The 11,330-nt window shown below is 69.5% G+C and carries 11 protein-coding genes; 6 read left to right on the forward strand and 5 right to left on the reverse strand.

Features of this window, described 5'->3' with window-relative positions; genetic code table 11:
- The first annotated feature begins 129 nt into the window (after positions 1 to 129).
- Complete coding sequence (locus OG963_RS06080) at positions 130 to 693, forward strand: hypothetical protein (protein WP_093770628.1); 564 nt, start codon at positions 130 to 132, stop codon at positions 691 to 693.
- Positions 694 to 875: 182 nt separating this feature from the next.
- A complete protein-coding gene (locus OG963_RS06085; RefSeq protein WP_319739752.1) occupies positions 876 to 2,342 on the forward strand; it encodes a PepSY domain-containing protein in 1,467 nt (488 codons plus the stop codon).
- A gap of 517 nt (positions 2,343 to 2,859) precedes the next feature.
- Here OG963_RS06085 and OG963_RS06090 read toward each other — a convergent pair.
- The 3 genes from OG963_RS06090 to tnpA form a co-directional block, all read right to left on the reverse strand.
- Complete coding sequence (locus OG963_RS06090; RefSeq protein ID WP_030933512.1) at positions 2,860 to 3,129, reverse strand: hypothetical protein; 270 nt, start codon at positions 3,127 to 3,129, stop codon at positions 2,860 to 2,862.
- A gap of 213 nt (positions 3,130 to 3,342) precedes the next feature.
- On the reverse strand, positions 3,343 to 3,894 hold the full coding sequence (locus OG963_RS06095; protein WP_093770625.1) for a glycoside hydrolase family 25 protein: 552 nt from the start codon (positions 3,892 to 3,894) through the stop codon (positions 3,343 to 3,345).
- Between the two features lie 296 nt (positions 3,895 to 4,190).
- Positions 4,191 to 4,619 carry an IS200/IS605 family transposase gene (gene tnpA, locus OG963_RS06100; protein WP_093770624.1) on the reverse strand — a complete coding sequence of 143 codons (429 nt, stop codon included), beginning with the start codon at positions 4,617 to 4,619 and terminating at the stop codon, positions 4,191 to 4,193.
- A gap of 50 nt (positions 4,620 to 4,669) precedes the next feature.
- Between tnpA and OG963_RS06105 the strand changes: the two genes are divergently transcribed.
- Both OG963_RS06105 and OG963_RS06110 read left to right on the forward strand, forming a co-directional pair.
- Positions 4,670 to 5,884, forward strand: a complete 1,215-nt coding sequence (locus tag OG963_RS06105) for an RNA-guided endonuclease InsQ/TnpB family protein (protein ID WP_371798611.1) — start codon at positions 4,670 to 4,672, stop codon at positions 5,882 to 5,884.
- A 40-nt stretch (positions 5,885 to 5,924) separates the two neighbouring features.
- On the forward strand, positions 5,925 to 6,578 hold the full coding sequence (locus OG963_RS06110; protein ID WP_093770622.1) for an NADPH-dependent F420 reductase: 654 nt from the start codon (positions 5,925 to 5,927) through the stop codon (positions 6,576 to 6,578).
- Between the two features lie 265 nt (positions 6,579 to 6,843).
- Here OG963_RS06110 and OG963_RS06115 read toward each other — a convergent pair whose 3' ends face one another.
- A complete protein-coding gene (locus OG963_RS06115; RefSeq protein WP_093770620.1) occupies positions 6,844 to 8,217 on the reverse strand; it encodes a radical SAM protein in 1,374 nt (457 codons plus the stop codon).
- Positions 8,218 to 8,328: 111 nt separating this feature from the next.
- Complete coding sequence (locus tag OG963_RS06120; RefSeq protein WP_093772139.1) at positions 8,329 to 9,153, reverse strand: pentapeptide repeat-containing protein; 825 nt, start codon at positions 9,151 to 9,153, stop codon at positions 8,329 to 8,331.
- A gap of 224 nt (positions 9,154 to 9,377) precedes the next feature.
- Between OG963_RS06120 and OG963_RS06125 the strand changes: the two genes are divergently transcribed.
- The gene (locus OG963_RS06125) at positions 9,378 to 10,763 is read left to right on the forward strand and encodes an FAD-binding oxidoreductase (protein WP_093772137.1); all 1,386 of its coding nucleotides are present in this window, start codon (positions 9,378 to 9,380) and stop codon (positions 10,761 to 10,763) included.
- Positions 10,764 to 10,850: 87 nt separating this feature from the next.
- Positions 10,851 to 11,318 carry a hypothetical protein gene (locus OG963_RS06130; RefSeq protein WP_093770618.1) on the forward strand — a complete coding sequence of 156 codons (468 nt, stop codon included), beginning with the start codon at positions 10,851 to 10,853 and terminating at the stop codon, positions 11,316 to 11,318.
- Positions 11,319 to 11,330: the final 12 nt, after the last annotated feature.

The raw sequence follows: 11,330 nt of genomic DNA on the forward strand, positions 1-11,330 counted from the left end.
CGACCGACACGCAGTGGGCGCGCCGCGTCCTGGGCCCGCCCTGGTGGTGCACCTGGGATCCGTGGCCGCTCGGGTTGGGCTTGCACGTCGCGTGGGTAGGTTGTCCCGGTGCAAGGACCAGGGAGGATCGTGAGGCGGGCGTCCGGCGGCCTGCTGTGCGCTGTGTCGTCCCTGCTGCTCGGTGGCCTCAGCCACTTCCTGGCGGGCGGGCGTCTTCCCGGGACGGACTGGCTCACCGGCGCGTTCGTCGTGCTGGCCGCGATCGGGGCGGCGCTGTCCGGTCCACGGCGTCGCTTCGATACCACTGTCCTCACCGTGGGCTTCGCCCAGTTCGTCCTGCACCTCGTCTTTCACTACGCGTCGATGCCGGCCATGAAGCCATCCATGCCGCAGGGCTCGATGTCGGCGCACATGAGCATGAGCCACGACGGCGGGCACGCGATGCACGCGAGCATGACCGTGACGCACGGTGTGGCCGCTCTGGGTGTCTCTGCCTGCCTCGTCCACGGGGAACGGCTGCTCGGGCGGCTGGCCGCCCTGATCATGCCGACTCTGCTGTTCCGGGTCGCCCCTGTGCCTGTGCGTGTGTCGCACCCCCGCCTGCGCGGCCCGCTCACCGTGCTGATTCCCCACGGTCTCCTGCTCGCGCGTGGCCGTCCGCGGCGTGGTCCACCCTGGCCGGTCCCGGCCTGACCTGATCCCTCGCATCGTGCGCACGGCACCGAAACCTGTCGTGCGGTGATGCGGTGTGCGCTCGTACGGAGCGAGGTCGGGCCGATGTTCACGCCACTCCGCCATCCGGCGGCGTTCACCGGACGACTTTCGCCTACGCGCCCCCCAGCTTCCGCTGACGGGCGCATCCAGGGAGCTTTCGCATGCCCGCATTGCCAGACGATCCACGTCGGTCCACGGCGACCGTGACCGCAGAAGCACCGGTACCGCTACCCTCCGGCGACGCCGGACCCTCCCGGTCTCGGCACGGTGTGTGGGCGCTGCTTCGGCGTCTGCACTTCTACGCGGGCGTATTCGTCGCCCCGTTCCTGCTACTGGCCGCGCTGACCGGGCTCGCCTACACGGTCACCCCGCAACTCGATCAGCTCGTCTACGGCGACGAGTTGCGGGTGGAACGTACAGCCGGGCAACCGCACTCGCTGACGGACCAGATCGAGGCGGCCCGTACCGCGCACCCGGAGGGCTCGCTCGCCTACGTCGTCACTCCTCCCACGGCCGAGGACACCACCCGGGTGGTGCTTGACGTCCCGGGACTGGAAGACGACAGACAGCGAACGGTCTTTGTCGACCCGTACACGAATGAGGTCAAGGGTGAGCTGATCACCTGGTTCGACGAGACCCCCTTGATGACCTGGTTCGACGACCTGCACCGCAACCTGCACATGGGCGAGGTCGGTCGTCTGTATTCGGAGGTGGCGGCCAGCTGGCTTTGGATGCTCGTCCTCGGTGGGCTGGTGCTGTGGCTGGGCCGGGCTCGTGGGCAGCGTGCAAAGTCGGTGCGCGGGGTGCTCGTTGCGGACCGCTCCGCAAGTGGCGTTCGGCGCACGCGCAGCCGTCATGCCGTGACCGGGGTGTGGCTGTCCATCGGTCTGCTCGGCCTGAGCGCCACCGGGCTGACCTGGTCCCACTACGCCGGAGACCGCTTCGGCTCGCTGCTTGACGCCGTCCACGCGCACGCTCCCGCACTGGACACCTCTCTGCCGTCGTCCGGCGAGGGCTCGGCGAAGGCCGGCGGAGAACACGCCGGGCACGGCGCGCGGCACGAAGCCGCGCACAGCGACGTGGCCGGCTACGACGTGGCCCTGGCCGCGGCTCGGGACGCAGGCCTCGGCGGAGTGGTGATCCTCACGCCACCTACCGATGAGGGCCACGCGTGGTCGGTCGTGCAGGACGACCGGGTGTGGCCGGTCCACCTCGACCAGGTGGCCGTGGATGCGCGGACAGGCGAAGTCACCGCGCGCAACAGGTGGTTGGACCATCCGTTGCCGGCCAAGCTCTCCAAGCTCGGCGTCGCAGCGCACATGGGGATCCTGTTCGGCGTCGCCAACCAGATCGCGCTGGCTGCCATCGCCATCGGCCTTCTCTTCGCCATCACGTGGGGCTACCGCATGTGGTGGCAACGCCGCCCGACCCGCGACAATCGCCGCACCACGGTCGGCAGGGCCCCGACGCGCGGGACATGGCGCGAACTCCCGTTGCCTCTCCTTTTCTTGGGAATCCCGGCTGCAGCCGCCCTGGGCTGGGCCCTGCCGGTTCTGGGGGTCACCCTGCTCGGCTTCCTGATTGTGGACGGCCTGGCCGGGGTCGTGCAGCGGCGTCGGCACGCATGAGCGAGGCGGGGAGGGTGCGCAGCCGTGTGCCCTCCCCGGTGTCGCTCAGCGCATAACGCACATCGAGACCCGGGCGGGCCTGGCCGCGCGAACGTTCCTGGTCACAGCACGCTGTCGGGTCCCCATGGATTCCCTTGGTTTCCCGCTGCGTTCCCCTGGTTCGGGCATGCGGCGGGAACGCTTGGGGCAGCTTGGTGGGCTCGGCGCGAAACAACGGACGACGAGGTGCCCGGCGCGGACTGGGGCCTTTGCGTGGCGCGGTGACGGGAATCGTACTCGCGCTCTGATCTTGGGAAACACCGGCGAACAAAGGCTATCCGGTGCTGATCAAATGCCACGGGCGAGGCAGGCAGCCCCGATATCCACCTGCAGCATCTGGACAGTCGCCCGCTATCCGACCTGGCCCAGCGCCACCGCCTGCAGCGGGCCACCGGCCCAGCCGCCATGCTCAGCATCCAGGCACCCTGTACTGAGCGCTCGGACGGCGATCCGTACCGGGGGTCGACATGCCGACGGCTCAGCCGGCCTGGCCGATCGCGCCACGGAGCATGGCCACGGTCGTCGCTGCCGCCCTGCGCTCCGCATCGTCCTCCGTCGTACGCACCCGTTCCTCCAGGAGCACCACAGCTGCCTGGAGCACACCGATCCGTACCGGAACGCTCTGCATCCCTGCCAGCACGGCGGCCGCCTGCTCCGCCGGGGTGGCGGTCGCGGCCTGCGGAATGAGGGTCGTGATGCCGCGCCCGAGCGCGCGGTCTCGTGGTGGTTGAGCCGCATTTGTGGTCACCGAAGAAGTCTGCCGCACCGGACCTGCGGATCGGGTCAACGACTTGGCGCCTCACCGGTCGCGGGTGCGTGCGACCGGGCCGGGAGCCGGCGCTCCCCGCCGCCCGGGGGCGTGATCCGAAAGCCACGACGCCCAGTACTCACTGGTCCGGAGGACGCGGACGCGCCTGCGGCGGTGCGACTCGCGATCGTCGGTCCGATCGACCGGACACCGTCAGGGCCGGGCCCAGTTGCGCATCGCGGTGCGCGAGGCGAAGGCGGCCACGTCCTTGTCGAGCGGATCGTCCGTGTACTGGTGGATGCGCCAGGTCGCCTTGATACGTGGTTTGCCCGCGGTCACATAGTCGGCGATCCAGAGGCCGTCACCGGCGTACGACGTGGTGTCGTAATTCAGCCAGAAGTGCCGGTTGCAGTACAGCAGAACCCGGTGGTCCGGCCGGAGGCGCTTGACCTCGCGAATGAAGCGATCCTTCTCGGCGTTGGTCGCGCGCGTTCCGTCGCCGGTGGTCTCCCAGTCGACGGCCAGCAGGTCACCGGCCTTCTCCGGGGCCTTGCTCACGAAGTACTCCGCCTGCGCCGTGAGATTGCCCGGCCACAGGAAGTGGTAGAAGCCGACCACGCATGAGGCGTCCCTCGCCCGCTTCACCTGCGAGGCCAGATGTGGATTGACGTACGAACGGCCCTCGGTGGCCTTGATGAAAACGAAGTCCAGTCCATCCGTGTCGAAGGACGACTGGTACGAGCTGACATCGACGCCGTGCAGCATGGGTTCCGCCTTCAAGTGGGCTCTTTGGTTCCGTTTCTCGTTCTGTACGTGCCCGCAGCCACCGGTACTCACCCGTCCCGCCCACCGCGCGCACTGACTTCCGGCCACCCGGAATAGGCACCGACGCCCAGAGGTTGGTGAAGCGGCGAGACCGCATTGCACACCGCACGCACCATCGGAAGGTCGGATCCATCCCTGATCTTGCGTGGTATCCCCGGCTTCAGCCGGGGAGGGAAGCGCATCCATGGTCCGAAGGCGCGAAGCGCCGGAGCTCTCTGCGCTTGCAGGAGTGACGGTCAGGTAGGGCGCTTCTGGCCTTCGATGTACTGACGGATGACGGTCAGCGGTGCGCCGCCGCAGGACCCGGCGAAGTAGGAGCGGGACCAGAAGACGGACCCCATGCCGATCCGGTTGATGCGGCCCGTGTACTCGGCGCGCAGGTAGCGGGAGCTGACTCCCTTGAGAGAGTTGATCAGCTTGGACAGGGCGACCTTCGGCGGGTAGTGCACCAACAGGTGGACGTGATCGGCCTCGCCGTTGAACTCTCGCAGCTCCGTCTCAAAGCTGACGCAGACCTCACGCATCACCTCTTCGCAGCGGCTGAGCATCGCGTCATCGAACACCCCGCGCCGGTACTTCGTTACGAACACCAAGTGTGCGTGCAGGTTGTAGGCGACGTGACGCCCGGTTCGGATATCGGGATTTGGTTCCCACCGCGGTGACATACACCAAGCGTAGAATGTTCAGCGGAACCAGACCGAAGGGGGGTGGGCCGGTGATCCGCGCGTACAAGTTCCTCATGCGGCCCACCGTGGGCCAGACCGTCGCACTGACCGCGATGCTTGCCGATCACTGCTCCCTCTACAACGGGGCGTTGCAGGAACGCCGCGACGCCTACCGGCATGTGTCGAAGACGAGTGTCAAGTACGGGACGCAGTCGGCTCAGCTCAAGGAAATCAGGGCGTTCGACCCGGAGCGGCAGGGGCGGCGGTCGTTCTCCTCGCAGCAGGTCACGCTCCGCCGCCTGGACAAGGCGTTCGCCGCGTTCTTCCGCCGGGTCAAGTCCGGCGAGACGCCCGACTACCCCCGATTCCGGGGCGTCAACTGGTTCGACACGGTGGAGTTCCCGAAGGACGGCGACGGCTGCCGGTGGGACTCCACGCCGCACGACCTGGTCACCCGCGTCCGTTTCCAAGGTGTCGGGCACGTCAAGGTGCATCAGCACCGGGCCGTGATCGGTAGGGTCAAGACAGTCAGCGTCAAGCGCGAGGGCCGCAAATGGTTCGTTGTGCTGACCGCCGAGCAGGAGCGGCCCGAGCCGCTGCCCGCGACGAGCAGCTCGGTCGGCATCGACCTGGGCATAGCGAACTTCCTCGCCGATTCCAACGGCGGGTTCGTGCCCAACCCGCGCCACGGCCGCACCAACGCGGCGAAGCTCGAAGCCGCACAACAAACTCTGTCGAAGTTCCCGCGTGTGCGCCGGGACAAGCGGTCGGCCAACCACCGACGGGCTGTCGAGAAGGTCGCCAAGCTGCACGGGAAGGTCCGCCGACAGCGCGTTGATCACGCACATAAGACCGCTCTCGCTCTGGTGCGTGAGCACGGCTTCATCGCGCATGAAGACCTCAAGATCCGCAACATGACCAAGGCCCCCACGCCGAAGCACAACCCCGACCATCCGGGCGTCTTCCTGCCCAACGGGGCCGCCGCGAAGACCGGGCTCAACCGCTCGATCTCTGATGCCGGATGGGGGGTGTTCCTGACGATCCTGCACGCCAAGGCTGAAAGCGCCGGACGGGAAGTGATCGCCGTGGACCCCCGCAACACCTCCCGTCGGTGCCCCGAGTGCGGGCACACCGCCAAGGAGAACCGGCCCACACAGGACACGTTCCACTGCGTAGCCTGCGGCCACAGCGCGCACGCCGACACAGTCGGAGCTGTCAACGTTCTACGGGCCGGGCTGGTCCGTCGCGAAGCCCGACCGGCATAGCGAGAAGCCCCCTCGTTCACGAGGGGGAGGAGTCACGAAGATCGGAATCATCGGAGCGGGCAACATCGGCGGCAACCTCACCAGGCGTCTCACCGCGCTGGGCCACGAGGTGTCGATCGCCAACTCCCGCGGCCCGCACACTCTCACCGCGCTCGCCGAGGAGACCGGAGCGACCCCGGTCACCGCGGCGGAGGCGGCCGAGGGCGCCCGTGTCGTGGTCGTCACCATCCCGGTGAAGGCAGTCCCGAACCTGCCCGCCGGGTTCCTGAACGGTGCCGCGGAGGACGTCGCGGTCATCGACACCGGCAACTACTACCCGCAGCAGCGTGACGGCCGTGTCGCCGCCATCGAGGACGGGCTGGCGGAGAGCAGGTGGACCGAGGAGCAGATCGGGCACCCGGTGATCAAGGCGTTCAACGGGACCTACGCGGATGATCTCCTCTCCAAGGCCCTTCCGAAGGGCAGCCCCGGCCGCCAGGCCCTGCCGGTCGCCGGTGACGATGCAGCCGCCAAGCAGATCGTGCGCGATCTCATCGACGAGCTGGGCTTCGACACAGTGGATGCGGGAGGTCTGGACGAGTCCTGGCGCCAGCAGCCGGGCACTCCCGTCTACGGCAACCAGGGCGACGCCGAGGCCATCGCGAAGGCGCTCGCCGCCGCCTCGCCCGAACGCACGGCGGAGTGGCGCGCCTGACCGCACCGGCCCGGTCCGCACTCATGCTTGCGTTCGGCAGGGCGGGGGCGGGGACCGGCGGCGTGTTCGCCGGTGCTCCCGCTTCCACCTCCGATTCCGCTGGTGGGGCCGAATCGCGCGTGAGCCGACGGCACGGACAACGCCCTGGTGCGGGGGTTCGCCGAAGTCGTACGCGAACGCTCCTCCTGCGCACGGGCGTTGTCCGACGGCCGACCGACCGGCGCCCGTCCTCCGGGCATTGCCCGGCCTCGGGGCCCTCTCGCGTCTACCGGGCGTCGTCCGGGGCGGCCGGCAGGCTGTCCATGAACGAACTGACGGAGAACACGGCGCGCCCGGGTCCGGGCGGACCGTAGCCGGGCGGCGAGCTGAGCCCGTACTCCTCCATCGTCGAGCGATAGGCGTCCAGCAATCTGATGTGGTACTCCAGCGGTGCCCCGTCCGGGTTGGTCTTCCCGAGTGGCGTGGTGGGTTCCGGGCACCAGGTGGTGAACCGCGGGGTGATGCCGTGCGACATGAAGAACCGCAGCCCCTCGGTGGTCGAGTCGATTGCCTCGTCGACCGTCGTGAAGCCGAACGGTTCGGCCATCTCCACGCCCGCCACGAAGTTGGGAATGACGTTCCGGGCACCGAAGACCTCGGCGGAGTCGAGGATGCGGCGGTGCCATTCGTCGCGGCCGACGTAGCGCTCCTTGCCGGGGCAGTACAGCTCGAACAGCCGGCGGTCCCACACCTCGTAGTTGGGGTGGTAGATCTGGACGCCGTAGTCGTGGAAGCGCTGGACGTCGGCCTTCGGCAGCGCCTGCGCGACGACCTTGCCGATCCAGCGGCCGGGGAAGGCCTCCTCGATGGCCTTGGCGTACTGCCCGTAGAAGTCCGCTTCGTCGCGGCCGCCGATGTGGGAGGTGATGGCACCACCGGTGAGGGTGTAGGCGGTGGAGGTCTTCGCGGTGTCGTACCGGTCGATGATGGCGAGCGCTTCCAGCACCTCCTCGACAGGCTTCACACCGGTGTACGGGCGTCCCGCGGCCTTGTGCTGGCGCCAGTTGTGGTTGATGTCGCAGTACTGGCACTCCTCCTTCGCGCCGAAGTACTGGCATACGCGGAAGACCGTCAGATAGACGAGGTAGCCCCATTGGATGGTGGGCGCGACCTCCATCACCGACTTGCCGTTGGCGAGCGTGTGCCGGTAGTAGTCCGGCATCGGCGGCAGCCCCACGTCCGAGATCCGCCTGCCGTCCAGGTACAGCCCCAGGACGCCGTCCGCGTCGGCCGCGACACGGTACGGCGACGCGGGGTTCACCCGCACCGACACGACCGTGCGGCGCAGCTCGTACGGGCCTCCGGTGAGCACGATCTCCTCGGGCGGGCGGCGCAGGGCGGCCGCGCCCAGCTCCGGCAGGGTGCCGTGGTCGAAGGAGAAGATGAAGTACGACTTCGGCTTGACGTCGCCGTCCTCGTTGTCGCTGAGCGCGGACTCGTCGAACGCCACGCCGCCGCGCAGCAGGTCCTCCTTGACGACGGCTTCCCGCGGCACGTGCGGGAACCGTTCCATGAGCTGCTCGATCAGGCGGGTACGGCTCGCGTCGGTACGGCTGGGGTCGCCGGGGTCTCTGCGGCCGGTGTCGGTTCGGCTGGGCATGTGCGGGGCTCCTCGGTCCGGGCTTCGAAGGTTCTTCCGGTACGCCACACTGTGCAACGAACCACGGACGTCAACCGTTCGCGACGCCGACCGAAGGGCGGGTGACGTCGGTCATCTGTCCCAGTGCGTGGGGGCACTGAGCGACGGCGGGAGTTTCGTGGCAGCGTCGCCCCGCGCCGCGTTGAGCTGCGCCTGCGTGAGGAACAGACTGCCGGTCAGGTCGGCTCCGGACAGCTCGGCGTCCCGGAAATCCGCGCCGATGAGGTCGGCCAGACGCAGGTCGGCGCCGGTGAGGTCGGCTGCGATGAGATAGGCGCCACGCAGGTCGGCCCCTTGCAGGTCGGCGCCCTTGAGCCGGGCGCCTATGAGGTCGGCGCCCCGGTGGTTGCGCTTCTTCTTGCGGGGGACGGTGGCCCGTACGAGTTCGCTGGTCCGCAGCAGCAGCGCGGCGACGTCGTCCCGGTGTCCTGCAACATCGAGGTCGGCGAACGCGTCGGGGGCGACGTGTGTGAGGCGTTCGGTCGTGTCGAGGACGCGTCGTATCTCGCCGTGGAGGGGGCGGGCCGCCGGCAGCGTCAGGGCCTCGGTGAGGTACCAGAGCAATTCGTGGAGTTGCCGCATGACCGGGAACACCTGGAACATCTGCTGAGCGGTCTGCGGGGCCTGCCGCCAGTCCTTTCCGTCGAACGTCTCCTGGGAGACCTTCTGGCCCGCGCCGAAGCAGTCGTACACCGTGCAGCCCGGGAAGCCCTGGGTCCGCAGCTCGGTGTGAATACCGCAGCGGAAGTCGTCCTGCAGATTGTGGCAGGGCTCCCCGGCGTCCTTGTCGACCGCGAAGTCCGCCGACCGGGTCAGGGTCAGCGCGACGCAGCACAGCCCGAAGCAGTTCGCGCAGTCGGCGCGCAGGGCGGCACGTTCGGCGCCGTCGCCGCGCAGCTCGGTGCGGTCGGTGCCGGAGCCTGGGGTGTTGTCGGACACGGTGCGGTGGATCCTCTGGTGTACGAAGTGCCTGGGCGGTCGAGCCTACCGAGGCGCCGCGGACCGAGCGCACGCGGACGGGCATCCTCGCTTCCCGGGTGCCCTGGCCCCCTCCCGGCCCAGGTAGCAAACGGTGCGCGCCAAGATGGAGGCTTGCATCGTTGGAGGAGGTGGCCACCGACGTGGCGAACACACCAGTCGACAGCATCCCGGCCCGGCGGGTGCTCACCGATCCGGTCGGACTCGCCCGGTATCAGCACGACGAGGCCGAGTGGGCCCCGTACGGAACACCCGTCGCGGTCGTGCGCCCGCAGAGCACCGAGGAGGTGCGGGATGTGGTGCGGCACTGTCTTACGCACCGCATCCCGGTGGTGCCGCGCGGTGCGGGAACCGGTCTGTCCGGAGGCGCGAACGCTGTCGACGGGGCGATCGTGCTGTCCTTCGAGGACATGAACCGGATCGTGCACATCGACGCCGCGGAGCGGCTGGCCGTCGTCCAGCCCGGGGTGGTCAATGACGACCTGCGGGCGGCCTGCGCGGAGCACGGGCTCTGGTATCCGCCGGATCCCGCGAGCTCACCCTGGTCGACGATCGGCGGGAACGTCGCGACGAACGCCGGGGGGATGTGCTGCGTCAAGTACGGCGTGACGCGTGATTATGTGCTCGGCCTCGAAGTGGTCAACGGACTCGGCGAGGTGGTGTCGCTCGGCCGCCGTACCGCGAAGGGCGTCACCGGGTACGACCTGGCCGGGCTGATGGTCGGCTCCGAGGGCACGCTCGGCGTGATCACGGAGATCACGGTGCGGCTGCGGCCGGCGCGGCCGCAGGAGCGGACCGTGGCCGGATACTTCGCCTCGGTGGTCGCCGCAGGTGAGGCGGTGACCGCTGTGACCGCTTCTGGCGTGATCCCGTCGGCGCTCGAACTGGTCGACCGGCACTGCCTCGCCGCCGTCGACGCCTGGAAGAAGATGGGGCTGTCCGCCGACGCGGATGTGGTGCTGCTCGGCCGGGTCGACACCCCGGGTGCCGAGGGTGACGCCGAGGCCGAGGCCGTCCGGGACTGCTTCGAGCGGGCGGGCGCCACATGGGCCGTGGTCTCCACGGACCAGCAGGAGGCGGACGCGCTGTTCCAGGCGCGACGGCTGGCCTATCCGGCGCTGGAGCGGCTCGGTCCGGTGCTCACCGAGGATGTCTGCGTGCCACGGACCGCGGTACCGGAAATGTTGGCCCGGATCGAGAGGACCGCGGCCCGGCACGACATTCTGGTGGCCAACATCGCGCATGCCGGTGACGGCAATCTGCACCCGTTGATCATCACGCCGCCCGGTGACGAAGCTGCGCGTGCGCGCGCCCAGTTGGCCTTCGAGGACATCCTCGACGACGCGATCGCCCTCGGTGGGACGGTCACGGGCGAGCACGGGGTGGGGCTGCTGAAGATGCGCGGCATGGCCAAGGAGCTGGGGCCTGCGGTGCTGGGGATGCATCACGCGGTGAAAGCGGCTCTGGACCCGCACGGCATCCTGAATCCCGGGAAGGTGCTCGGCTCGGGGCCCGCCGCAGCGGTGTAGCGGTGCCGGTCGGCCGGTCGGGCGCGGCCCGCTGTCAGTGGGGCGACGCACACTGGCAGGAGGGCGGGTTCGGTGAAGGGGACGCGGATGAGCAGCGGGAACGACCACGACGCCGGATTCGAACCGGCCACAGGGGACGGCCCGTTGCCCTCGGGCCCTGCGGAGCGGCGTGCCGCGTCGGTACGGGCGGCGTTCGAGGGGCTGCTGCAGATCCGGCGGCTCACCAATACCGGCCGGCAGGACCCGGAGGGCGTGCCGGCCGAGTGGGAGCTCCGTCGGGCGGTACGGGCGGTGGCCCTGGCGCTGGAGGCGGACGGCCGCTCTCCCTCGGCCGTCGACGCGTCCGGGCAGCGGGTCGCGTCCGGGTATCGCGTGCAGGCGGGCGAGACGCCCGGCATCGTACGGGTGGAGTGGCTCGGCCCGCCGGGCAGCGGGGCCGCGCACGAGGAAGAGGCCGAGCTGACCCGGTGTGCGGCCGCGCTGGAACGGCTGGGGTGGACGGCGCTGCTGTACCGGGGGCCGCGGCGCCGCAGGTTCCTGGAGGTCGAGTCATGACAGCGGCGTTCA

This window comes from Streptomyces sp. NBC_01707 (assembly GCF_041438805.1).
Classification (GTDB): domain Bacteria; phylum Actinomycetota; class Actinomycetes; order Streptomycetales; family Streptomycetaceae; genus Streptomyces.